Annotated in this window: 24 protein-coding genes and 1 pseudogene; 15 read left to right on the top strand and 10 right to left on the bottom strand. The window is 54.0% G+C overall.

All coding sequences use genetic code 11. The annotated features are described in order from the left end of the window. Window positions 1–13: 13 nt before the first annotated feature. Window positions 14–1,000 carry an oxidoreductase gene (locus AM329_RS05340; RefSeq protein ID WP_022651347.1) on the bottom strand — a complete coding sequence of 329 codons (987 nt, stop codon included), beginning with the start codon at window positions 998–1,000 and terminating at the stop codon, window positions 14–16. A 152-nt stretch (window positions 1,001–1,152) separates the two neighbouring features. Beyond that, on the bottom strand, window positions 1,153–1,941 hold the full coding sequence (gene fabI / locus AM329_RS05345; RefSeq protein ID WP_003856831.1) for an enoyl-ACP reductase FabI: 789 nt from the start codon (window positions 1,939–1,941) through the stop codon (window positions 1,153–1,155). A gap of 393 nt (window positions 1,942–2,334) precedes the next feature. Between fabI and AM329_RS05350 the strand changes: the two genes are divergently transcribed. Continuing rightward, a complete protein-coding gene (locus tag AM329_RS05350) occupies window positions 2,335–3,675 on the top strand; it encodes a GGDEF domain-containing protein (protein WP_032609348.1) in 1,341 nt (446 codons plus the stop codon). An 8-nt stretch (window positions 3,676–3,683) separates the two neighbouring features. On the opposite strand, the gene AM329_RS05355 is transcribed toward AM329_RS05350, so the two are convergent. Continuing rightward, window positions 3,684–4,505 (bottom strand): helix-turn-helix transcriptional regulator, encoded by an 822-nt coding sequence (locus AM329_RS05355; RefSeq protein ID WP_032609347.1) that lies wholly within the window; start codon window positions 4,503–4,505, stop codon window positions 3,684–3,686. A gap of 47 nt (window positions 4,506–4,552) precedes the next feature. Further along, window positions 4,553–4,954, bottom strand: a complete 402-nt coding sequence (locus AM329_RS05360; RefSeq protein ID WP_032609346.1) for a RidA family protein — start codon at window positions 4,952–4,954, stop codon at window positions 4,553–4,555. Between the two features lie 132 nt (window positions 4,955–5,086). Here AM329_RS05360 and AM329_RS05365 point away from each other — a divergent pair, with 132 nt between their 5' ends. Further along, the gene (locus AM329_RS05365; RefSeq protein WP_003856836.1) at window positions 5,087–5,677 is read left to right on the top strand and encodes a TetR/AcrR family transcriptional regulator; all 591 of its coding nucleotides are present in this window, start codon (window positions 5,087–5,089) and stop codon (window positions 5,675–5,677) included. On the opposite strand, the gene sapF is transcribed toward AM329_RS05365, so the two are convergent. The 6 genes from sapF to pspF form a co-directional block, all read right to left on the bottom strand. After that, window positions 5,674–6,480, bottom strand: coding sequence for a putrescine export ABC transporter ATP-binding protein SapF (gene sapF, locus AM329_RS05370; protein WP_003856838.1), 807 nt, complete (start codon window positions 6,478–6,480; stop codon window positions 5,674–5,676). The genes AM329_RS05365 and sapF overlap by 4 nt on opposite strands. A 1-nt stretch (window position 6,481) precedes the next feature. Then, on the bottom strand, window positions 6,482–7,474 hold the full coding sequence (gene sapD, locus AM329_RS05375; RefSeq protein ID WP_032609345.1) for a putrescine export ABC transporter ATP-binding protein SapD: 993 nt from the start codon (window positions 7,472–7,474) through the stop codon (window positions 6,482–6,484). Further along, a complete protein-coding gene (sapC, locus tag AM329_RS05380) occupies window positions 7,474–8,364 on the bottom strand; it encodes a putrescine export ABC transporter permease SapC (RefSeq protein ID WP_003856843.1) in 891 nt (296 codons plus the stop codon). The genes sapD and sapC overlap by 1 nt, the downstream gene beginning before the upstream one ends. Beyond that, complete coding sequence (sapB, locus tag AM329_RS05385) at window positions 8,351–9,316, bottom strand: putrescine export ABC transporter permease SapB (RefSeq protein WP_003856845.1); 966 nt, start codon at window positions 9,314–9,316, stop codon at window positions 8,351–8,353. The genes sapC and sapB overlap by 14 nt, the downstream gene beginning before the upstream one ends. Then, window positions 9,313–10,953 carry an ABC transporter substrate-binding protein SapA gene (sapA, locus tag AM329_RS05390; protein WP_032609343.1) on the bottom strand — a complete coding sequence of 547 codons (1,641 nt, stop codon included), beginning with the start codon at window positions 10,951–10,953 and terminating at the stop codon, window positions 9,313–9,315. The genes sapB and sapA overlap by 4 nt, the downstream gene beginning before the upstream one ends. An 88-nt stretch (window positions 10,954–11,041) precedes the next feature. Further along, the gene (pspF, locus tag AM329_RS05395; RefSeq protein ID WP_161353897.1) at window positions 11,042–12,034 is read right to left on the bottom strand and encodes a phage shock protein operon transcriptional activator; all 993 of its coding nucleotides are present in this window, start codon (window positions 12,032–12,034) and stop codon (window positions 11,042–11,044) included. 151 nt (window positions 12,035–12,185) lie between these two features. Here pspF and pspA point away from each other — a divergent pair, with 151 nt between their 5' ends. The 13 genes and pseudogenes from pspA (at window position 12,186) to pgmB (ending at window position 24,539) form a co-directional block, all read left to right on the top strand. Further along, window positions 12,186–12,854 (top strand): phage shock protein PspA, encoded by a 669-nt coding sequence (gene pspA, locus AM329_RS05400; protein WP_032609340.1) that lies wholly within the window; start codon window positions 12,186–12,188, stop codon window positions 12,852–12,854. Window positions 12,855–12,903: 49 nt separating this feature from the next. Beyond that, window positions 12,904–13,128, top strand: coding sequence for an envelope stress response membrane protein PspB (pspB, locus tag AM329_RS05405; RefSeq protein ID WP_003856853.1), 225 nt, complete (start codon window positions 12,904–12,906; stop codon window positions 13,126–13,128). Next, window positions 13,128–13,487: an envelope stress response membrane protein PspC gene (gene pspC, locus AM329_RS05410; protein ID WP_032609337.1), complete on the top strand. Its 360-nt coding sequence runs from the start codon at window positions 13,128–13,130 to the stop codon at window positions 13,485–13,487. The genes pspB and pspC overlap by 1 nt, the downstream gene beginning before the upstream one ends. 12 nt (window positions 13,488–13,499) lie before the next feature. Continuing rightward, a complete protein-coding gene (gene pspD, locus AM329_RS05415; RefSeq protein WP_003856857.1) occupies window positions 13,500–13,724 on the top strand; it encodes a phage shock protein PspD in 225 nt (74 codons plus the stop codon). Between the two features lie 195 nt (window positions 13,725–13,919). Next, window positions 13,920–15,617, top strand: coding sequence for a sugar phosphorylase (locus tag AM329_RS05420; RefSeq protein WP_032609335.1), 1,698 nt, complete (start codon window positions 13,920–13,922; stop codon window positions 15,615–15,617). 13 nt (window positions 15,618–15,630) lie between these two features. Then, window positions 15,631–16,923, top strand: a complete 1,293-nt coding sequence (locus AM329_RS05425) for an ABC transporter substrate-binding protein (RefSeq protein ID WP_003856860.1) — start codon at window positions 15,631–15,633, stop codon at window positions 16,921–16,923. Window positions 16,924–16,944: 21 nt separating this feature from the next. After that, window positions 16,945–17,826, top strand: coding sequence for a carbohydrate ABC transporter permease (locus AM329_RS05430; protein ID WP_032609332.1), 882 nt, complete (start codon window positions 16,945–16,947; stop codon window positions 17,824–17,826). Then, window positions 17,813–18,655, top strand: coding sequence for a carbohydrate ABC transporter permease (locus AM329_RS05435; protein WP_032609330.1), 843 nt, complete (start codon window positions 17,813–17,815; stop codon window positions 18,653–18,655). Before AM329_RS05430 ends, AM329_RS05435 begins: the two co-directional genes overlap by 14 nt. A gap of 28 nt (window positions 18,656–18,683) precedes the next feature. Then, the gene (locus AM329_RS05440) at window positions 18,684–19,736 is read left to right on the top strand and encodes a zinc-binding alcohol dehydrogenase (protein ID WP_023324788.1); all 1,053 of its coding nucleotides are present in this window, start codon (window positions 18,684–18,686) and stop codon (window positions 19,734–19,736) included. A 16-nt stretch (window positions 19,737–19,752) separates the two neighbouring features. Next, window positions 19,753–20,541 carry a sugar phosphate isomerase/epimerase gene (locus AM329_RS05445; protein WP_003856868.1) on the top strand — a complete coding sequence of 263 codons (789 nt, stop codon included), beginning with the start codon at window positions 19,753–19,755 and terminating at the stop codon, window positions 20,539–20,541. 11 nt (window positions 20,542–20,552) lie between these two features. Then, window positions 20,553–21,611: pseudogene (locus tag AM329_RS05450) on the top strand (Gfo/Idh/MocA family protein). Then, window positions 21,605–23,884, top strand: coding sequence for a glycoside hydrolase family 65 protein (locus AM329_RS05455; protein ID WP_032609327.1), 2,280 nt, complete (start codon window positions 21,605–21,607; stop codon window positions 23,882–23,884). Before AM329_RS05450 ends, AM329_RS05455 begins: the two are co-directional and overlap by 7 nt. Then, window positions 23,874–24,539, top strand: a complete 666-nt coding sequence (pgmB, locus tag AM329_RS05460; protein ID WP_032609324.1) for a beta-phosphoglucomutase — start codon at window positions 23,874–23,876, stop codon at window positions 24,537–24,539. Before AM329_RS05455 ends, pgmB begins: the two co-directional genes overlap by 11 nt. The last annotated feature ends 9 nt before the right edge of the window (window positions 24,540–24,548 follow it).

Below are 24,548 nucleotides of genomic sequence, written 5' to 3' on the forward strand. Positions count from 1 at the left end.
GTAAAGAGTATGGTTATTCCTCTTTGCCGAGCGCCACACGCAGACGGTCCAGCCAGCCATAAAATGCATCTCGGGTTAGCAGATTGATGGCCTTCTCTGGCGAGAGACCTGACCCAGTCAGGGGCGTTAACTGAGCGGCGCTAAAGCGATCCGGAGAGGCGACGAGCAGCGCACGAGCGGCTGAGATCATCGAAGACGCGGGACCTTCACTTAGCGGATGGTTAAGCAGAATTTCGCCCGTCAGATTAAGTAGCATCGGCTCATGACACAGCACAGGGGTGAGCGCTTCAAGCGCCGGTTCCGCCTGCCAGCGTGAGAGCGCCTCAAGCTGAAGCGCACTGGCATATTTTAGCTCTACCGCGGGTAGCGTGGCGGTCCATCTGCTGAAGCTGACCGGCAGCGTATGGGGCTGAATGTGGTGCCCGGGCAACCAGCGTACCGGATGGCCAAGCAATGCCTGAAATACCGCGACCACTCGCGCCTGAAAACCGACAAAGCCGATGATCTGGTTGATAAGCACAATGTCATACGTTGTGAGTCCAACCTCATCAAGCTGGTTTTGGGCTTTGTCATCGATCACATCGGGTGAGCTTGCTAACTGGCGGGCATACTGGGTAATTTCTGCAAGGCGTCGATTGCTTTCCCGGGAGGAGTCCGGCCCCGGAAGAGGGGCAAGCAGGGCAGCGTAGTGGTTACAGAGCCGCTGAACACCACACGCCTGGGCAACCGTTAATGCCGTGCTCAGCCTGTCGTAGGCGCTGAGCGTATGCAGACGGTTCACGGGAGTATCAAGCGGGAACAAAAGATGACACAGGGTTCGGGCAGGCGTAAGCCAACCAGCACAGCTTGCGAGAATGTCATCGGGCAGGGCTAAATCGAGCAAAAAACGGTCGTCGACGTTAGCGGCTTCGGGCACCAGCGGCAGAACGTCCGTCTGCGAATGATTCGACTGGGTTTCATGATACCAGTGGCCTTTGCCGGAAAAACGGCGTTGTTCCATGGGCGTTCCTTGATCTCAAAATGGCGATCAATATCCTGGCGTAAGGCGGATGAGGGGAAAAATATTGTTAGGTGATAACAAATAGCAGAACGGAATAACGAGGAGCGGGGCGGGGAGAAACTCTCTTCCCTGGCGGGAAGAGAGTGACAAGCTTATTTGATTTCCAGCTCGTTCATTGCAGCGATGTTGAAGCCGCCGTCAACGTGAACCACTTCGCCGGAGATACCTGCGGAAAGGTCAGAGCACAGGAATGCCGCAGAGTTACCCACATCTTCGATGGTAACGGTACGACGAATCGGGGTAACCGCTTCGCAGTGTGCCAGCATTTTACGGAAATCTTTGATACCGGAAGCGGCCAGGGTACGGATTGGACCCGCAGAAATAGCGTTAACACGCACGCCTTCAGGACCCATTGCGTTCGCCATGTAGCGCACGTTGGCTTCCAGAGACGCTTTCGCCAGACCCATAACGTTGTAGTTAGGGATAGCACGTTCTGCGCCGAGGTAGGACAGGGTCAGCAGGGCTGCGCCCGGGTTCAGCATCGCGCGGCAGGATTTTGCCATTGCAACGAAGCTGTAGGAGCTGATGTCGTGGGCGATTTTGAAGCCATCACGGGTAACCGCGTTCACGTAGTCGCCGTCCAGCTGGTCGCCAGGAGCGAAGCCGATGGAGTGAACAAAACCGTCGAATTTCGGCCATGCTTTTGCCAGTTCAGCAAACATGCCATCAATGCTTTCGTCTTGTGCAACGTCACATTCCAGAACAATGCTGGAACCCAGCTGCGCGGCAAATTCTTCAACACGGCCTTTCAGCTTGTCGTTCTGGTAGGTGAACGCCAGCTCAGCGCCTTCGCGATGCATTGCCTGTGCGATGCCGTATGCGATGGACAGTTTGCTGGCAACGCCAGTCACCAGAATGCGCTTACCGGAAAGAAAACCCATAGCTTTAATCCTTATATTCATTGCTTATTTTGCCTTGTAATTCATAGCGTTACAGGCAGTATTTCAAAATCATTCGAAATTAGCTCGAAATTATAGCCCACTCACAGCCCCATGTGTCACGATATTTCTCGCTCCTGCGCCGTGAATGGGCTCACGGAAGAGGTTGAACTGACTCTTCATCAGGCCGTTTCGTGTGTATCCCAGCAGTATATCACCGCACGCGGGGTTCGCCTCATCCAACCAGCGGGCACCGTGACGCCGCCCTCATGCTGATGTGTCCAGCGCCTTTTGCGCAAAATGATCCGTTTAGCCCTTTAAACGCTTTAAAATTGCGCGAGGGTCGATAACGGCTATGCCATTTTGCGTCTTTATCTGTGTGCGGTAAGAAGGAAGATGAAAAATATAACGTTGGCCGAAAAACTGATCATGCTGTCAGGTGCGGCGCTTTTTGCGCTTATAATCGCGGTGAACTCCTTTTGCGTGAATGATAATCCTGGTTTCAGGGTGCCTATGACCACCTATTTGATCGTCATGATTGCGCTGTTCTTTCTGGATACCATTATCTTTATTTTTATCCAGATGCTGTATGCCTCCGACCGATCGCGTTTTTCCTTATTCATTCTGAGCCTGGCATTTCTTAGTGGGCTGGTTTATTTCATTGAGACGATCATTGTCATTCAGCTTCCGGAGCATGCTGGTTTTACCCAGGCGGCAAAAACCAACGATACGGCGGTATTCTATTTTTTTCGGCAGCTGAGCTTTATCGTATTACTGGCGCTGGCGGTCCGTGTGGAAAAAATCACGAGACGATCCACGCTCAGATTCCGAAATAAGATCAGCATGACGTTAGCATTAATGATGACACTGGTTATGTTTCCGATGCTGGCCCATTATCTCAGCAGCTACCATCCGGCCTGGACATTAACGATTGCAGCATACGAAGATGAACATCATTATCCTGTCTGGGATATCAGGTACTTAAACGTTCTGATCCTGCTCTGGTCGGCTTTACTTTGTTATATGATCTCTGTTACACGCCTGGCGTCCGGGATCTGGAACAGTATTATTGTGGTTTGCCTTTCCGCCATCGTTTACAATTTTTTCCTCTTACTGCTTGATACCTACAATCTGTCGCTCTGGTATATCAGCCGGGCAGTAGAGGTCCTCAGCAAATTATTTGTGATTTGTACCTTAATGTTCCATGTCTTTAACCTGTTGAAAATTTTCGGCGATCGGGTTGATCGCGATCCGCTTACTCAGATCTACAACCGTAAATATTTTTATGAGGCACTTCCGCGGGTCCGCTCCCTCAGGACAGAAAAGGGGACCAGCATTATGATGCTGGACATCGACAACTTTAAGTCGATTAACGATAACTGGGGCCATCTTGTGGGGGATCGCGTGATTCTGGCGGTCGTGGATATTATCAAAGACAGCATTCGCGATAACGACATCTTTGCCCGACTGGGAGGCGAGGAATTTGGTCTGCTGCTGCCGGATACCGACGGTAAGCAGGCTATTGCCGTCGCAGAGCGTATTCGCCAGAACGTTCAACAGCGCACCGGGCCGGGCTATCATTATGCTCTCCCTGTAAAGGTCACATTAAGTATCGGCGTGTGCTCAGCCATTCAGAATAACGTCAACGGCAATGATATTATGCGTGACGTGGACGAGGCGTTGTATGAGGCTAAGCACAACGGTAAAAACAGAATTGTTACCAGACAGGCTGAATGAAGCTGAGGTTACAGGATGGGGATGAAAACATCAAAATCGACACACTCATCGCTGTACCCATTAATTTTCATCAGGTAAATACCGTCGCGCAACGTCAGGCGTTGATTTACCATCGCCTTAACGAAGGCAATCTTGTTAAACGCGCTGTAGATTTCCCAGCTACCGCTAAAGGGCATTCTTGCGTATCTCCCACGCACAATGCAGGATTTTTTATTTGTCACCGTGTCGCTTTGTAACGCGTACGATATTAATACCTCGACCAGATACGATCGGCTTTTGCCTAACTCGGGGCGGCGGGGCATCAGAATAATTTTATCGATATCATGGCGGTTTTCTGTCAGGAGCTTTTTGATTTTTTTAGTAATATCATGCACTGAGGTATCAAAAAGATGATCGTGTTCGATAAATTCATGCGTATAGATAAACGTTTCATCCAGATAGCATACCTCGAGCTCAGGCGTTTCATGTTCGCTTAATAAAAAAGAGGGCTGTAAGATGTCAAAATTCCACCCTCTGGCACATCTGTACTCAGAGGGTGTCAGCCCCATCATTTTTTTAAAGGCTCTGGAAAATCCCTGACTGCTCTGGTAATGGAATAAATACGCAATATCCGTCACCGGAATCGACGTCATTCTCAGCATAATGGCGGCACGGCTTAACCTCCGTCGGAGAATATATTCACCTAAAGAGAGCCGATACTTCTCTTTAAACCATGTTTCGATGGTTCTTCTGCTGTATCCAATATCTGCAACCAAATCACCGATGTGTAAAATAGTAAAGTTATTTTCTTCTACCCAGGAGAGAATATAGTTGCTGATGCTGTCTTTCATTTGTGCGTCAGTGATAGCTTAACGGTAAATCAGTTTGCTGCCAGATGTTAATTCGCGGGCGTAGGGATCCTGGCGATAACCTTAATTTCGAAATCAAAACCCGCAAGCCAGTTAACGCCTATTGCTGTCCAGTTTGGGTAGGGGGGGTGCGGAAACGCCAGTTTTTTTGCCTCCATGATGGCGGGGAACTGGTTTTCAGGATCGGTATGAAATGTCGTGACATCAATCAGATCGTCAAAAGTACACCCTGCGGCTGCCAGAGTCGCCCGTAAATTATCGAACGCCAGCTGCACCTGAGCTGGGAAGTGGGGTTCAGGTGTGCCATCGCTGCGGCTGCCAACCTGACCGGAAACAAATAACAGATCGCCAGAGCGGATTGCTGCTGAATAGCCATGCTCTTCATAGAGGGCATGTCGATTAGCCGGAAAGACGGGGTCACGTGGATGCATGGCTTTTCCTTTTCTGTCAGAGGTATTGTTGTGGTTACGCAGTAGAAGTAACATACGCGATGTATGTCAAAAATGTAATCCACATACGCCGCGTATGTCAAATTATAATTACCGCTTAATGAAGGAAGTCCCATGGCTACAAAACGTCGTGCTGAAACGGCCCAGGAAAATCGCGAGAAAATGATTCAGGCGGCGCGGAAGGCATTTGCTGAAAAAGGCTATGCCGCAGCGTCAATGGATGAACTCACGGCAAGCGTGGGGTTAACACGCGGCGCGCTATATCATAATTTCAACGACAAGAAGGGATTACTGGCGGCGGTGGTCGCGCAGATAGACAGCGAAATGGCAGCAAACGCGAAAGCGATTGCCGCCGCCGCCGATGATGACTGGGAGCGACTGCTGGCGGAGGGCATCGCCTATATCAAAATGGCGCTCGTTCCGGAAGTTCAGCGTATCGTCCTTCTTGACGGCCCGGCTGTTCTGGGCGACCCGGCGCAATGGCCCAGCCAGAACAACTGCCTTGAGTCGACCCGTCAGACCATCGAAAAAATGATGGAGTGCAACGTAATCAAAAAGATGGATGCCAGAGTCGCAGCCCATCTGCTGAACGGCGCTGCGCTGAATGCGGCTCTGCTTATTGCCGCGAGTGATGAACCGCAGAAGACCCTTCCGCATGCCATAGAGGTGTTTACTCTGCTGGCAAGCGGGTTACGCAACGGCTAACGATCTTTACGCCACGCGTCCGCCGTCAATGCTTCACCAAAGTGTCCGGCAATCAGGCGTTTTGTCAGGTCATGGAGCGGGGAGGCCAGTACGTCAGCGGTACTGCCGCGCTCGACCACTTCTCCCTGGTGCATCACCAGCACCTGGTCGCTGATGTGTTTCATCATGCCCAGGTGCTGAGTCACGTAAATATAAGAGATCCCCTGCTTTTCCTGTAACTCCAGCATCAGGTTAATGAGCTGCGAACGCATCGACATATCCAGCGACGCCAGCGCTTCGTCGGCGATAATAACTTTCGGGCGCAGGATCAGCGCGCGGGCCAGACCGAGACGCTGTTTTTGGCCCGGGGCCAGCATGTGCGGGTAATAGCTGACATGGTCGGGCAGGAGGCCTACCAGACGCAGGGTTTCGACAATCCGTTTGCGACGCGCTTCCGGCTCCAGGTCGGTATTCAACCGCAGCGGGAAATCCAGGATCTGGGAAATACGCTGGCGCGGGTTCAGGGACGTCGACGGATCCTGAAAAATCATCCGGATGCGCTGACTGCGAAAAGAGTAGTCCCCAAATTCCAGAGGATGATCGTCAATCAGTATTTCACCGCCGCTTGGCTCGACCATGCCCGCGAGCATTTTTGCCAGGGTCGATTTGCCCGAGCCGTTTTCACCGATAATCGCCAGCGTCTGCTTTTCGCGCAGCGTAAAGCTCAGCGGTTTAACCGCCTCGACGGTCTGACGGTGAAACAGGCCGGTGCGATAGCGAAAGGTCTTACTCAGGTTACGTACTTCCAGTAAGGTTTCGACCATTTCACTCTCTCTCCATGTTCAGCGGGAAATGACAGGCAAACAGATGGTTTTTCGGCCCTGTCAGGCGCGGTGTTTCAATGCATTTACGCTGAGCATACGGGCAACGTGGTCCCAGACGGCAGCCAATGGGCAGCGATTCCAGCAGCGGTATCGCGCCAGGCAGCGTATTCAGACGGCTTTTGTGCGGCATCGCGCTGCCAAAGTCCGGGATCGCCCTGATCAGCGCCTGCGTGTAGGGATGATGTGGCGTCGTCACCAGGTCTTCACTTGGCGCGGTTTCTACCGTCTGGCCGCAATACATTACATCAATTTTATCCGCCCACTTGCTCAGCATTTGCAGGTCGTGACTGATCAGCAAAATGGTGGTGTTGTTATTCTGGTTCAGACGCGTGAGCAGGCGGAAAATCTGCGCCTGGGTGGTTGGCTCCATCGCGTTCGTTGGTTCGTCCGCAATCAGCAGACGCGGCTGATTCGCCAGGGCGATGGCAATCATCACTTTCTGGCATTCACCGTCGGTCAGTTCGTAGGGGAAACTGCGCATCGCGTCTTTATGGTCTTTGATCCCGACACGGTGCAACAGCTCAATGGCACGACGTTTACGCCAGCCGAAACGCTGCCACCAGAGGCCTTTATAGGTCCAGCCGGGGATGTTCTGCATCAGCTGTTTCCCGACGCGCTCGGACGGATCGAGACAGGATTGCGGCTCCTGGAAAATCATCGAGACGTTATGGCCCACCAGTTTGCGGCGTTCGCGCGGGGAGAGACGCAACAGATCGATGTCGTCGAAGCGCATACGATCGGCGGTCACCCGCCAGTTGTCTTTCGCCACGCCGCAAATGGCCTTGGCGATCAGACTTTTCCCCGAACCCGATTCGCCCACCAGCCCGCGGATTTCGCCCTCTGCGAGCGTAATGCTGATGCGATCCACGGCCTTGACCCAGCCTTCGCCCGTTTTAATTTCTATTGTGAGGTTGCGGATATCGAGTAACGGCATTATTGCACCCCTGCATTGATTGCGCGGCGGATCCCGTCGCCCAGCAGGTTAACGAGCAGCACGCTCACCATGATGGCCGCGCCCGGCAGCATGACCGTCCACGGCGCAACGTAAATCAGCTCCAGCGCATCGCCGAGCATGGCGCCCCATTCCGGGGAGGGAAGCTGCGCGCCAAGGTCCAGGAAGCCCAGCGCTGCGATATCCAGAATCGCCATCGACAGGGCGCGGGTGATCTCCGTCACCAGCCCGGCGGCAATGTTAGGCAGCACGGCAAACCACAAAATATTAAACGTGGTGGCGCCATCCAGACGGGCGGCGACGACATACTCTTTTTCCAGCTCGTCGTGAACCAGGCTGTAAACCGAACGCACCATGCGCGGCAGAATGGCCAGCCAGACGGCGAACATCGCATGGGTGAGGTGCGGCCCCGCGAAGGCCACGACGATAATCGCCAGCAGCAGTGAAGGAATAGAGAGCAGGGTATCAAGAATATGGTTAAGCACGGCCGACCGCAGCCCGTGGGTTGAGCCGGCAAAAATGCCCAGCGCCAGGCCGCAGATCGCGGCAGCCAGGGTGACCACGAACGCGCCGCCTACCGTAGGTGCGGCGCCGCTCAGTAAACGACTTAGCACGTCACGTCCGAGATCGTCAGTCCCCAGGAAGAACGAAACCTCCCCGTAACGCGACCACGACGGCGGTAAAAGCTGATAACCAAGGAACTGCTGATCGATGCCATACGGTGCAAACCACGAACCCAAAACGCACAGCAACACGAGGCCAATGCAGCCGTAAAAGCCGATCATCGCCGTGGTGTCGCCGTAAAAATTACGCCACACGGTACGTAGCGCACCGGGCGTGCGCTTTTCGCTGTAGACGTTATCGTAAGGCATACCATTCCTTATGCTTCAATGGGTTGGCCATGGCACCCAAAATATCGGAAACAACGTTAACAATAATGACCAGGGAGCCAATCACCATCACGCCGGCAGAGATCGCCGCGTAATCCTGCTGGCGAATGGCGTTGATCATCCAGCGTCCAAGGCCCGGCCAGCTGAAAACCATCTCGGTGATCATCGCCAGCGTCAGCATGGTTGAAAATTGCAGCCCAAGACGTGGGATTACGGGTGGCAACGCATTGTGCAGCACATGGCGACGGAGAATCGTCAGGCGAGACAGTCCGCGCGTGGCGGCGGCCTTCACATAGTTTTGATCGAAGACGTCGATAGTGCTGATACGCATCAGGCGAATTACTTCGGTCGTCGGCGCGACGGCCAGCGTGAGCACCGGCAGCACCATGTGGCGCAGCGCGCTCACGATCATTTCGTCGCGCCAGACTGAATCAGAAAGCCAGGCGTCAACGATGGCGAAGCCGCTCACCGTTTGCACGTTATACAGCAGATCAAAACGGCCAGATACCGGCAGCCAGCCTAACGTCAGTGAGAAGAAGAGGGTAAGCAGTAGCGCCAGCCAGAAAACAGGGATGGAAAAGCCAATTAAGGCAAGCGCGCTGATGAATTTATCCTGCCACTTATTACGATAAATGCCCGCCAGCATCCCCACCGGGATCCCCACCATGAGGGCAAAGCCAAAGGCGAGTACACACAGCTCCATGGTGGCCGGGAAAACCACTTTCAGCTGCTCGGAGATGAGCTGTCCGTTAATGCTGGACACGCCAAAATCCCAGTGTAGCAGGCCATTAAACCAGAACAGCCAGGCGTCCCAGAGGGATGAGCCCTGAAGCGGGGCGTGCGGCGTAAAGTAGCTCAGGCTAAAGCCGACAAAGGTCAGGAAGAACAGGGTGACCAGCAGTAACAGCAGCCGACGCAAGGTAAATATAATCATGGTTTCTTCACCTCTCGTTCTTTCTCACGGGTGACGCCCGCGAAGGAGGCGTTACCAAACGGGCTGAGTACCAGCCCTTTAATATCGTAACGGTAGGCCTGGAGGCGCAGGGAAGAGGCAAGCGGCAACACGGGAAGTTCTCTGGCCAGAATATTTTGCGCTTCATCATAGGCCTCAATGCGTGAGGCAAGCTGTTGAGACGCCAACGCTTTTTGCAGCACGGCATCAAATTCCCGGTTACACCAGTGGGCGTAGTTGGTCTGGGAGTTGATTGCCGCACAGCTCAGCAGAGGACGGAAGAAGCTGTCCGGGTCGTTACTGTCGGTGGACCAGCCAGCCAGCGTTAAGTCGTGATTCATGTCCATCAGACGCGCCTCCTGGAAACGGCCTTCGACAGGCACGATGATCACCTTAACGCCCACCTGCGCCATATCAGCCTGCAACAGCTCAGCCGTTTTAAGCGGGCTGGGGTTCCACGCCTGAGAGCTGGTGGGCACCCACAGCTGTAGCGTCAGGTTTTCTGCCCCCAGCGCTTTAAGCTGTTCGCGCGCTTTCGCCGGATTATATTCGGTAATCTTCGCCTCGCCGTCATAGGCCCAGGAGGCGCGCGGAAGAATAGAGGCGGCGGTTTCCGCGGTCCCGTAGTAAATCGACTGCATCAGACGCTGATTGTTGATCGCTAACGCCAGCGCATGGCGCACGGCCGGATTATTCAGCGGCGGCTTATCGGTGTTAAACGCCAGATAAGCGATGTTCATTCCCGGGCGCAGGGTCAGGCGCAGGCGTGGGTCGTCGCGCAAAATGGTCAACTGGCTGGCCGCAGGCCAGGCAAGCACGTCGCACTCGCCGGTCAGCAGTTTGGAGAGTCGGCCTGTTCCACCTGAACCCAGATCGACAATTACCTGCGGCATCAGCGGTTTGCCGCGCCAGAAACGATCGTGGCGTTGCAGGCGAATGTATTGTCCGGCGCGGTACTCTGCTAACTGGAACGGACCTGTGCCCACAGGCTCACGATCGAGACGTTCCTGACGATCCTTTTTCGTCAGCTGATCTGCGTATTCGGCTGACATGACCGAGGCGTAGTGCGTCGCCAGATGCCAGAGGAAGGAGGCGTCCGGGCGAGTCAGGCGAAACTCAACCGTGCGGTTATCCAGCTTACGAACGCTTTTGACCGAGTCCGCGAATTGCAGACTGTCGAAATAGGGGAAGTTCCCGCCATTAACGTTATGCCACGGATGATTTCGGTTGAATATGCGCTGGAAGGTGAAAACCACGTCATCCGCGTTGAGTTTACGGGTTGGCGTAAACCACGGGGTGTGCTGAAAGGCGACATCATCGCGTAGACGAAAGCGGTATGTAGCACCGTTATCAAGCACTTCCCAACTTTCAGCAAGCTCCGGAACCAGCCGATAGGTATAAGGATCGACGTCGAGCAGGCGATCGTAGAGCTGTGCGGCCAGCGTATCAACAATCAGGCCGCTCCCCGCTTTTTGTGGGTTAAAGGTATCAACTTGCCCGCTGACGCAATAGACGAAACCACTCTCTCGGATATCAGGGGGCACAGCGCGATCGGGCGCAGCAAAGGCCAGATTGCTGAACAGACCGAGTGCAAACAGGGACGATAAAACCAGGCGCATAGTTTTTAAGGTTTTTAGATTCGATCTGCAAAGTGTATCGCACTTACGCCTGCTTCGTAAAAATGTCTGGGGGTAAGTGCTGATAATGTCAGCGCATTTGATGTTTTTTGAGCAATGCCCTTAACTGATGGTAGGTCAGGCCCAGCAGTTCAGCCGCCCGTTTCTGATTATATTTCGCCTCTTTCAGGCTCTGCTCGAGCAAGTTTTTTTCCTGCTGATGCTGGAACTGGCGTAAATCGAGCGGCAACGCCGGATCCTGCTGGCGCGTCGCCGGAGCCGGGGGCTGTTTATCCTCGCGACGAAACGGATCGAGAATAATGTTGTCCAGTTCGGTCTCGCTGCTGCCATGCCGGTAAACGGACCGTTCCACCACGTTTTTCAGTTCACGAATATTGCCCGGCCAGTGGTAATCGAGCAGGGTCCCGGTGGCCCGTTCGCTGAAGCCCGGAAAGAGCGGCAGACCCAGTTCCCGGCACATCTGAATGGCAAATTGATCGGCTAGCAGCATGATATCGCTGCGCCGCTCCCGCAGCGGCGGCAGCTGAACGACATCGAAAGCCAGCCTGTCCAGCAGGTCGGCGCGGAATTTGTCTTCTGCCACCATCGCGGGCAGGTCGGCGTTAGTAGCGCACACCAGGCGAACGTTAACCTGGAGCGGCTGACTGCCGCCAACGCGTTCCAGTTCGCCATACTCAATGACGCGCAGCAGCTTTTCCTGCACCAGCATCGGCGCGGTCGCCAGCTCGTCGAGAAAGAGCGTTCCGCCATCGGCGCGCTCAAAGCGTCCGGGATGGCGTTTTTGTGCGCCGGTAAAGGCGCCAGCTTCATGACCAAACAGCTCGGTGTCGAGCAGATTTTCATTCAACGCCGCGCAGTTAAGGGAAATAAAAGGGCCGTCCCAGCGGCCAGACAGAAAGTGCAGGCGGTTAGCGATAAGTTCTTTACCCGTTCCGCGCTCACCGATAATCAGCACCGGTTTATTCAGCGGCGCGAGGCGCGAAACCTGTTCAAGCACTTCCAGGAAGCTGTTGGCTTCGCCAAGCAAATTATCTTTATATTCAGCCATGATGAAATTAACCACTCCTTAGTGATATTCACCAGGTGAGAATAGCCGCTGGATGGATAAATATCAATCACATTGAGTAAAATCAATAAGATAAAAAGTTGGCATGGGATTTGTATTATCTGTTCAGCAGGGCATCGCCCGATAACAGAACTATGAGGATTGAATTATGGGTATTTTTTCTCGTTTTGCCGACATCGTGAACGCCAACATCAACTCGCTGCTGGAGAAAGCGGAAGATCCGCAGAAGCTGGTGCGCCTGATGATTCAGGAGATGGAAGACACGCTGGTTGAAGTACGCTCCACCTCCGCCCGCGCGCTGGCAGAGAAAAAGCAGTTAACACGTCGTATCGAGCAGGCGACTGCCCAGCTTAACGAGTGGCAGGAAAAAGCGGAATTGGCGCTGCGTAAAGATAAAGAAGATCTGGCCCGCGCTGCGCTGACTGAGAAGCAGAAGCTGACCGACATGGTTGCCACGCTGGAACATGAAGTGACGCTGGTGGATGATACTCTGACGCGTATGAAGAAAGAGATTGGTGAGCTTGAAAACAAACTCAGCGAAACCCGTGCACGTCAACAGGCGCTGGCGCTGCGCCACCAGGCTGCAAGCTCGTCCCGCGACGTGCGTCGCCAGCTGGACAGCGGCAAACTGGATGAAACAATGGCGCGTTTCGAATCGTTTGAACGTCGTATCGACCACATGGAAGCGGAAGCCGAAAGCCACAGCATCGGTAAGCAGAAAACCCTGGATCAGCAGTTTGCTGACCTGAAGGCCGATGATGAAATTAGCGAGCAACTGGCTGCGCTGAAAGCCAAAATGAAACAAGACAACCAATAATAATTCCTGCGGCACCTGAGCGTGCCGCATCGTTAGACAAGGAGTACACATGAGCGCGCTTTTTCTGGCTATACCCCTGACCATTTTCGTGCTGTTTGTTCTGCCCATCTGGTTATGGCTGCACTACAGCAACCGCTCTTCACGCGGTGAGCTGTCGCAGAGTGAACAACAGCGGCTGGCGCAGCTCTCTGCCGAGGCAAATAAAATGCGCGAACGTATTCAGGCGCTGGAAGCGATCCTGGACGCGGAACACCCGAACTGGAGGGAACGGTAATGGCTGGACTGATTCTGAATAAAAAACTGTGGCGGATCCCACAGCAGGGCATGGTTCGGGGCGTTTGCGCCGGGCTGGCGCACTATCTGGATGTCCCGGTAAAACTGGTGCGTGTGGTCACGGTATTGTCGATTTTCTTCGGCCTGGCCTTTATTACGCTGGTGGCCTACATCATTCTGTCGTTTGTACTCGATCCTATGCCGGAAGGTGAGCTGAATGCTGAGAACACGCCAACCGGCAGCGATCTCCTTAACGCGGTGGATGAACAGCTGAGCGCAGGGGAGAAGCGATTGCGCGAGATGGAACGTTATGTCACCTCCGATACCTTTACGCTGAGAAGTCGTTTTCGTCAGCTTTAAGAGAGAACTTACATGAAACAAAACTGGCAACAGGCCGGTCAGAAGGTAAAACCCGGCCTGAAAATCGCAGGTAAACTGGTTCTGATGACGGCGTTACGTTATGGCCCGGCCGGTGTGGCGGGTTGGGCGATCAAGTCTGTTGCCCGCAAGCCGGTCAGAATGATGCTGGCGGTCGCTCTGGAGCCGCTGTTACAGAAACTGGCAAAACGCGTTTCCCGGCGCTACCTGTCACGCTAGTTCCTCCCGCATAAGCCCTTTCTCCCCCAGAGAAGGGGCATGACTTTCCTTTCTGCGTTTCTTCTGCTTTTCTGCTTTCTTTGCGGCAGCTCACAATAATGCGTTGCGCTGCGCTGAGAATGCTGCTTTCTGCCCCCGGGTCCGTTGACAGATATTTTTCATGGGAGTAGATTGCCACTCCGTGGGACCGCTACCATGGAAAATAATGTGAACGCAAAAATTAAAAAACTCATCAATCATATCTACGGTGAATCATTTTCAGATGCACACCTTAACGTGTTATTAACTAAGCTTGAAAAAGCGGCGGCTAATATTACGGAAAAGCGTAAGTCAGGCTGGGATGAAAAAGACGTTGTGCTGATTACCTATGCCGATCAGTTCTCCACAAAAGGGGAGCAAGCGTTGCCGGTATTTACCCGGTTCTATAATGAATGGCTTTCTCGTACGTTTTCCCATGTCCATCTGTTACCTTTTTATCCGTGGTCTTCGGATGATGGATTTTCCGTTATTGATTATCACGAGGTTGCTCCTGAAACAGGAACCTGGCGAGATGTCGCGGAATTAAAACATTCAGCCAGCTTAATGTTTGACTTCGTTTGCAATCATATGTCAGCGAAAAGCGAATGGTTTGCTAATTATCTTGCGCAGAAGCCGGGCTACGAAGATTTCTTTATTTCTGTCGACCCCGAAACCGATTTATCCGCGGTGACGCGTCCACGCGCATTACCGCTGCTGACGCCGTTCACGCTTCATGATGGCAGCGTTCGTCATCTGTGGACCACATTCAGCGATGACCAGATCGATCTCAATTTCGCCTCGCCGCAGGTGCTGATTGCCATGGTTGACGTTCTGCTCCATTACCTCATGGAAGGGGCGCGTTATATCCGTCTGGATGCGGTCGGGTTTATGTGGAAGATCCCGGGAACCACCTGTATCCATCTGGAACAAACCCATTGCCTTATCCAGCTGTTCCGCGCCATTACGGACGCTGTGGCGCCTGGAACGGTGATCATCACTGAGACAAATGTTCCCCACAAAGACAATGTCTCTTACTTCAGTGATGGTGAAAATGAAGCCCAGATGGTCTATCAGTTTTCCTTACCTCCGCTGGTGCTGCATGCTGTTCATCGTCAGGATGTTAAAGCCCTATGCCAGTGGGCGGGGTCACTGGCGCTGCCTTCAACTCAAACCACCTGGTTTAATTTCCTGGCCTCGCATGATGGTATCGGTTTGAACCCGTTACGCGGCATCCTTCCGGAATCAGAGATCCTCTCGCTGGTTGAAAAGCTTCAGCAGGAAGGCGCGCTGGTCAACTGGAAAAATAATCCTGACGGTACGCGAAGCCCCTATGAAATTAATGTCACCTATCTTGATGCGTTGAGTTTGCGAGACAGCTCAGATGATGAGCGCATTGCGCGGTTCATCCTGGCGCATGCTGTGTTGTTAAGTTTTCCTGGCGTACCGGCTGTATATATTCAAAGCATTCTCGGTTCGCGTAACGATTATGAAGGTGTCGAACGTCTTGGATATAACCGCGCAATAAACAGGAAGAAATACACCGCAGGTCAGGTTGATCTGGAACTCAATAATAAGAAGAGTATTCGTTATCAAATTTATTCTCGTTTGAGTGAGCTTATTGCTATTCGTCGCGGCGAGAGTGCGTTCCATCCGGATAGCCAGGCTATTTTTGACGCAATCGGCGAACATATTCTTAAAATTGTTCGTGTTGCTGAAAATGGCGAGCGAATGACAGCATTATTTAATTTTAGCAATAAAATGCAGACCATTTATGGACAAACGCTCTTTGGTAAGGAATTACTATCAGGACACGATATTAGCGGTACGGAACTGAACCTCAATCCATGGCAGGTAATGTGGATTAAAGAAAACTAAAAAGGACCCTAAAATGAAAATGCCCAAAATTGTGCTGTTATCAGCACTGGTTTCGTGCGCCCTGTTATCAGGCTGTAAGGACGATAAAGCATCTCAGGTCACAATTGAGTTTATGCACTCGTCGGTAGAACAGGAGCGTCAGGCAGTTATTACGAAACTGATCGAAAAATTCGAGAAAGAGAACCCGACTATTACGGTGAAACAGGTACCCGTTGAGGAAGATGCCTATAACACCAAGGTCATTACGTTGGCCCGTACCGGCGCGCTGCCGGAAGTGATTGAAGTCAGCCATGACTACGCCAAAGTCATGGATAAAGAGCAACTGCTGGACCGTGACGCGATCGGCAACGCGATTAAAGCCGTCGGTGAAGATACCTTTTATGACGGCATTTTACGCGTTGTTCGCACTGAAGACGGCAAGGCATGGACGGGGGTGCCGGTTAGCGCCTGGCTGTCCGGCGTCTGGTATCACAAAGATGCGCTCGCGGCAGCAGGAATCGAAGAACCGCACAACTGGGAGCAACTGCTCAAGGCCAGTCAGTCGCTCAACGATCCGGCGAAAAAACATTACGGTATCGCGCTGCCAACCGCAGAAAGCGTCATGACCGAGCAGGCTTTCTCGCAGTTTGCGTTGTCAGGCGGAGCCAACGTCTTTGATGCAAACGGCAACGTGAAAATCGATACCCCTGAAATGTCGAAAGCGCTGGCGTTTTATCGGGCACTGGCCGCGAACACCATGCCGGGCTCGAATGATGTCATGGAGATCAAAGACGCCTTCATGAACGGCTCTGCGCCGATGGCCGTTTACTCCACCTATATCCTGCCCGCGGTCTACAAAGATGGCAATCCGGCCAACCTGGGGTTCGTGGTCCCGACGGAAAAATCATCAGCCGTGTACGGCATGATCACCTCGTTGACGATCACGACCGGCCAGACCGAAGAGGAAACGCAGGCGGCAGAAAAATTTGTGACCTGGATGGAGCAGGCTCAAAACGCGTCTGACTGGGTGATGATGTCCCCTGGTGCGGCGCTGCCGGTGAACAAACTCGTGGTGGGCACTGAGAGCTGGAAAAACAACGACGTGATCAAAGCCTTTGGTCAACTGCCTTACGAGCTGATTGCGCAGTTCCCGAACGTCCAGGTATTTGGCGCCGTAGGCGACAAAAACTTTACCCGCATGGGAGATGTTACCGGGTCCGGCATTATCAGTTCTATGGTGCATAACGTAACGGTGGGACAAAAAGATCTCAATGCGACGTTAAGCAACAGCCAGAAGAAACTGACTGACCTGATCTCACAACGATAGGAGCGCTTTGCGAAGGGAATTATGAAGACGTTGTTTTCTGGTCGTTCAGATATGCCTTTCGCCATGCTGCTGTTGGCCCCCAGCCTGATTTTGCTGGGGGGCCTGGTGGCCTGGCCAATGATTTCCAACATTGAAATCAGTTTTTTACGTTTACCGCTGAACCCGCGTATTGATGCGGTGTTCGTCGGCCTGGATAGCTACATTCGCATTCTGGGCGATGCTGCGTTCTGGCACTCCCTGTGGATGACGTTCTGGTATACGGCGCTGGTCGTGCTCGGCAGCACAGGGTTGGGACTGGCCGTAGCGATCTTCTTTAACCGTGAATTCCGCATGCGGAAAACGGCACGTTCACTGGTGATTCTGTCCTACGTGACGCCGTCTATTTCACTGGTATTTGCCTGGAAATACATGTTCAACAACGGCTACGGGATTGTGAACTACCTGGGCGTTGATCTGCTGCATCTCTACGATCAGGCGCCGCTGTGGTTCGATAATCCTGGCAGCAGTTTTGTCCTGGTTGTGCTGTTCGCCATCTGGCGTTACTTCCCGTACGCCTTTATCTCATTCCTCGCAATTTTGCAGACCATTGATAAATCATTGTACGAAGCGGCAGAGATGGACGGAGCGAATGCCTGGCAGCGTTTTCGTATCGTGACGCTGCCCGCCATCATGCCGGTGCTGGCCACGGTGGTCACGCTGCGAACCATCTGGATGTTCTACATGTTTGCGGATGTGTATCTGCTCACCACCAAGGTCGACATTCTGGGCGTATATCTCTACAAAACCGCCTTTGCGTTCAATGACCTGGGTAAAGCAGCCGCCATTTCCGTTGTGCTGTTTGTGATCATCTTCGCGGTCATTCTGCTGACCAGAAAAAGGGTAAACCTCAATGGCAACAAATAAACGCGTTCTGGGCCGTATCGGTTTTTATCTGGGACTGGCGGTATTCCTGATTATCACGCTGTTTCCGTTTTTTGCAATGTTGATGACGTCATTCAAAAGCGCGAAAGAGGCGATCTCGCTGCACCCGACCATTCTGCCGCAGGAGTGGACGCTACAGCACTACATCGACATCTTTAACCCGCTGATTTTCCCGTTTGTGGATTACTTCCGTAACAGCATGGTGGTGTCGCTGACCTCCTCGGTCATTGCGGTGTTTCTCGGTACGCTGGGCGCGTATGCGTTATCCAAACTGCGCTTTAAAGGGCGCACGACGATCAATGCGAGCTTCTACACCGTCTATATGTTCTCCGGGATCCTGCTGGTGGTGCCGCTGTTCAAAATCATCACCGCGCTCGGCATTTATGACACCGAACTGGCGCTGATCATCACCATGGTGACGCAGACGTTGCCTACCGCGGTCTTTATGCTGCGCAGCTATTTCGACACCATCCCGGACGAAATCGAAGAAGCCGCGATGATGGACGGCCTGAACCGCCTGCAAATCATCTTCCGCATCACCGTGCCGCTGGCGATCTCGGGTCTGGTGTCGGTCTTTGTCTACTGCTTCATGGTGGCGTGGAATGACTATCTGTTCGCCTCCATTTTCCTGTCCAGCGCCAGCAACTTCACGTTGCCGGTGGGGCTGAACACGCTCTTCAGTACGCCAGATTACATCTGGGGTCGCATGATGGCGGCATCGCTGGTAACGGCACTTCCGGTCGTCATTATGTATGCCCTGTCTGAACGTTTCATTAAAAGTGGTTTGACCGCCGGCGGCGTGAAGGGCTGAGGCGGCCGATATTAACAAGGAGTCAGTCATGAAAAAATTAGTTGCGACAGCGCCTCGTGTAGCGGCGCTGGTGGAATACGAAGATCGTCCTGTTGCAGCACATGAGGTGAAGATTCGTGCCCGTTATGGTGCCCCGAAACACGGCACCGAAGTCGTGGATTTCCGCGCGGCAAGCCCGTTCATCGATGAAGAGTTCAACGCTGAGTGGCAGATGTTTACCCCGCGTGAAAAAGGTGCAGCGCGCGGCATCGAATTTGGTAAATTCCAGCTGGGGAACATGATCGTCGGCGACATTATCGAATGTGGTGCGGACGTGACGGAATACCAGATCGGCGACAGCGTCTGCTGCTACGGCCCGTTGCAGGAAACGGTCATCGTAAACGCGGTGAACAACTATAAGCTGCGCAAAATGCCGCAGGGCGCATCCTGGAAAAACGCCGTTTGCTACGATCCGGCGCAGTTCGCCATGAGCGGCGTGCGTGATGCTAACGTCCGCGTAGGGGATTTCGTCGTGGTTGTGGGGCTGGGCGCGATTGGCCAGATTGCGATTCAGCTGGCGAAAAAAGCCGGTGCGTCAGTGGTTATTGGTGTCGATCCTATCGAACATCGCTGTGAGATCGCCTGCCGTCACGGTGCAGACCACTGCCTGAACCCAATCGGTACCGATGTCGGTCTGGAAATTAAGAAACTGACCGGCAAGCAGGGCGCCGATGTGATCATCGAAACCAGCGGATTTGCAGATGCGCTGCAATCTGCGCTGCGCGGTCTCGCCTACGGTGGAACGATCTCCTACGTGGCTTTCGCCAAGCCGTTTGCGGCAGGCTTCAACCTTGGTCGCGAAGCACACTTCAATAACGCCAAAATTGTCTTCTCCCGCGCATGCAGTGAACCCAACCCGGATTATCCGCGCTGGAGCCGCAAGCGTATTGAAGAGACCTGCTGGGAATTGCTGATGAACGGTTATCTCAATTGCGAAGATCTGATCGACCCGGTCGTCACCTTCACCACCAGCCCGGAAAGCTATATGAAGTATGTCGATCAGCACCCGGAACTCAGTATCAAAATGGGCGTCACTTTTTAAGCTAAGGACAGCAATCATGAAAATCGCAACACAAAACCAGGCCTTTTTCCCGACCGCTATCATGGAAAAATTCGAATACATCAAAGCGATGGGATTTGATGGCTACGAAATTGATGGCCGACTGCTGGTGGAAAACCTCGACGAAGTAAAAGCGGCTATCAAAGCCACCGGCCTGCCGGTCACGACGGCCTGTGGCGGATACGATGGCTGGATCGGGGATTTCATTGAAGAACGCCGCCTGAACGGTCTACAGCAGATTGAACGCATTCTGGAAGCGCTGGCAGAAGTGGGCGGAAAGGGGATTATCGTTCCGGCTGCCTGGGGGATGTTTACCTTCCGTCTGCCGCCAATGACTTCGCCACGTAGTCTGGACGGCGATCGCAAAGCGGTCAGCGCTTCCCTGCGCTGGCTGGATGAGGTGGCAGCGCGCACCGGTACTACCGTCTACCTGGAGCCGCTGAACCGCTATCAGGATCATATGATCAACACTCTGGCCGACGCGCGTCGTTATATCGAAGAGAACGGCCTGAAGCACGTGCAGATCATCGGTGATTTCTACCACATGAATATTGAAGAAGACTCCCTGACGGAAGCGCTGCATCAGAACCGCGACCTGCTGGGTCATGTGCACATTGCTGATAACCACCGCTATCAGCCGGGCAGCGGCAGCCTCGATTTCGCCAGCCTGTTCGATCAGCTGCGTGCCGATAATTATCAGGGTTACGTCGTGTACGAGTGCCGGGTGCGTGCCGACGATCCGGCTCAGGCCTATAAGGACTCTCTCACTTACTTGCGTGAATGCTAAGGATGACGAGCGTGATGAGTGCTTCTACACCTTTGCCTCTGCGCGTCGCCATCATTGGCGCCGGGCAGGTTGCAGACAAAGTGCATGCCTCGTATTACGCCACGCGCAGTGATGTTCAAATGGTGGCTGTCATGGACAGCCGCCTTGAGCAGGCACAGGCGTTCGCGGAACGTTATGCTATTCCATCGGCATGGCAGGACGCTCACGAGATGTTGCAGGAAGTAAAACCGGATGTGGTGAGCGTCTGTTCGCCTAACCGGTTCCATTTTGAACATGTGATGGCGGCTCTCGAAGCAGGTTGTCATGTGATGTGTGAAAAGCCGCCGGCGATGACGCCGCACCAGGCGGATGAGATGCGTCTCGCGGCGCGCAAGGCCTGAAAAGTCCTCGCGTACGATTTTCACCATCGCTTTGCGCTGGATACCCAGCTCCTGCGCGATGCGGTAATGAACGGAACGCTCGGTGAAATTTACTTCACCTCCGCGCAGGCGCTGCGTCGTTGCGGTGTGCCGGGGTGGGGCGTTTTCACCAATAAATCGCTCCAGGGCGGCGGGCCGCTGATCGATATCGGCATTCACATGCTGGATGCCGCGATGTATGTGCTGGGTTTCCCGCCCGTGAAGCGGGTAACCGCGCACAGCTTCCAGAGACTGGGGAACCGGAAACACACCGGCCAGTTTGGCGAATGGGATCCTGCGCAGTTTACCGTGGAAGATGCCCTGTTTGGCACGATTGAGTTCTGCAACGGTGGCATTCTGCGTCTGGATACCTCTTTTGCGCTTAATATCCGCGAGCAGTCGATCATGAACGTCTCTTTCTGCGGTGAGAAGGCGGGTGCAACGCTGTTCCCGGCACACATTTATAACGACGAAGCCGGTGTTTTACAGACGCTGACCCAGCGGGAAGAAGCTGACGATCGCCGACATCTGCGCAGTATGGACGCGTTTGTTCGCCACGTATTGCGCGAGCCGGTCATGATTGCCGATGCGGAGCAGGGGCTGGTGATCCAGCAATTAGTCGCGGCGTTATATGAAGCCGCGGAAACAGGGGAAAGCGTGACGTTATGCTGAACCAGTCTGTATTAACCGATCCGAGCTTTTGCCCGCATAGCCTGAATAAGTACGCGTCCATTATGGCCTGCGGCAATGGCTACATGGGCATTCGCGCCACGCATGAAGAAGATTACACCCAGCAGACCAGAGGCATGTATCTCGCGGGGCTGTATCATCGCGCGGGACGCAACGAAACCACAGAGCTGATCAATCTGCCGGATGTCACCGGGGTTGAAGTTGAGCTGGACGGCGTCAATTTCACGCTCCTTTCAGGCGAAATTCTTGAGTGGCAACGCGAGCTGGCCTTTGCTAACGGCGAACTGCATCGTAACGTTGTCTGGCGTTCGCCGGACGGAAAACGCTATCGCCTCGAGAGCCGTCGTTTTGTTTCGCTGGACCAGTTGCCCTTAGTGGCAATGCGGCTCTCGATTACACCGCTTGATGGCGCCGCTCAGGCCGTGCTGAAAACCGGCATAGATGCGACACAGACGAACAGCGGCAGGCAGCATCTGGATGAAATCTCGGTCAGGGTTTTTGACCAGCACTACATGCAGGGTGTGTATGAAACGCAGGACCGGGCGTCTGAAGTTGTTGTTTCGGCGTTTTGTCAGCTCTCCGCTCAGAGCGACAGCTGTTTCACCGCCAAAAATCGTCGCCTCAGCGTTCATCATTCTCTGACTATCTCGCAAGGTGACACCGTCACGCTTGAGAAGATCGTCTGGCTGACCCATCGCAGCGATAAAGCGCTCTCACAGGAGTCTTTCGCCCGCAACGCGCTGGCCGATCTCAAAGTCTGCGCGGCAAGAGGCTACGATGCGTTGCTTGAAAGCTCAGCGTACGCCTGGGAAGCGGTCTGGCGTGACGCTCGGGTGGAAGTGACTTGTGCAGAACAGCAGGATCAGCTTGCACTGGATTATGCCGTCTGGCACCTGACGACAATGACGCCAGCCCATAGCGAAAGAAGCAGCATTGCCGCGAAAGGGCTGACGGGGGAAGGGTACAAAGGGCACGTCTTCTGGGATACCGAAATTTTCCTGTTGCCGTTCCATCTGTTTACCCGTCCACAGATTGCCCGCAGCCTGCTGCGCTATCGCTGGCTGAATCTTTCTGGCGCGCGTGAAAAAGCACGCCGTAACGGTTGGCCGGGCGCGTTGTTCCCGTGGGAAAGCGCCGCCAGCGGAGAGGAAGAGACGCCAGAATTCGCAGCCATTAACATCCGCACCGGGGTTCGCCAGAAGGTCGCCTCCGCACTCGCTGAACACCACATCGTGGCTGATATTGCCTGGGCCGTTGTCGCTTACTGGCAGGCAACACACGACGATGCCTTTATGCGCAATGAGGGTCTGACGCTGCTGATGGAAACCGCTTCGTTCTGGATGGGACGCGCGACGGAAATTAATGGTCGTCTTGAGATCCATGACGTGATCGGACCGGATGAATACACCGAGCATGTCAACAACAACGCTTACACCAACTATCTGGCCTGGCACAACGTGGCCTGCGCGCGTCAGTTTATGGCGAAATTTGGGCGTGAAGATGCGCGTTTTACGGAGAATGCCGGTAAGTTCCTGGCGCGCCTGTGGCTGCCAGAGGCCGACGCAGAGGGTGTGATCCCGCAGGATGATACCTTCATGGCAAAACCTGCCATCGATCTGAGCCGCTATAAAGCCAAAGCGGGTAAGCAAACCATTCTGCTTGATTACTCTCGCGCGGAAGTGAACGAGATGCAGATCCTGAAGCAGGCCGACGTGGTGATGCTTAACTACCTGCTGCCGGAACGGTTTACGCCGCAGCAATGTGCCGCCAATCTGGCGTTCTACGAGCCACGCACGATCCATGATTCATCCCTGAGTAAAGCCATTCACGGCATCGTGCTCGCACGCTGCGGTGACACCGAGGGGGCGTATGCCTTCTGGCGCGATGGGATTGCCATCGACCTGGGGGACGACCCGCACAGCAGTGATGACGGTATTCATGCCGCCGCCACCGGTGCGATCTGGTTGGGCGCCATCCAGGGATTTGCTGGCCTGCACATTAGCGAAGGGGAGCTGCATCTTGCGCCGAAGCTGCCTGCTCACTGGCAGAAACTCGCCTTCCCGCTGCGGTGGCGGGGCGCAACAATGCACATTACCTGTGAAGATGACCAGTTAACCATTGAAACCACCGCACCTGTCACGTTGACGCTGTGGGGTGAAACGCTGCATGTATCAGGGCGAAAGGTCTGTGAGCGTAAGGACTTTCTTGTACCTGTTAATGGGACCGCTACCACGGAGGGGCGCCATGACGCTTAACGCTGTTGTATTCGATCTGGACGGGGTGATCACCGATACCGCGCATCTTCACTTTCTGGCCTGGCGCGCCGTGTCGGAGGAGATTGGTATCACCTTCGATGAAGTATTTAACGAACAGCTGAAGGGAATAAGCCGTATGGACTCCCTCCAGCGCATTCTGAAACATGGCGGGAAAGAGGGGATGTTCAGTGACGAGCAGCGCCTGGCGCTGGCGACGAGAAAAAACGCGCTTTACGTCCAGTCGCTGGCATCACTGACGCAGGATTCGCTGCTGCCGGGTATTCGCGACGTGCTGGCGGATATTCGCGCCGCGAAGGTCAAAATTGGCCTGGCATCCGTATCGCTTAATGCTCCTGGGATTTTGCACGCGTTGGGTATTCATCAGGCTTTCGATTTTTGCGCCGATGCTTCGCGTATTAGCCGCTCAAAGCCGGACCCGGAAATCTTCCTTGCGGCCTGTAAAGGACTGAACGTGCGTCCTGAAGAGGCCATTGGTATCGAAGATGCCGCCGCAGGGGTAGATGCGATCAACGCCGCAGGAATGCTGTCGGTCGGGATTGGGCCTGGCCTGAACCATGCGGGATTACAACTTCATTCAACGCAGGAACTGACCTGGGAACGCCTGACGGCTTTCTGGGCATCCCGGGCGTATTGATAAGGAATT

It is taken from the genome of Enterobacter cloacae complex sp. AR_0002 (assembly GCF_001922365.1).
In the GTDB taxonomy this organism is placed as follows: domain Bacteria; phylum Pseudomonadota; class Gammaproteobacteria; order Enterobacterales; family Enterobacteriaceae; genus Enterobacter; species Enterobacter hormaechei_C.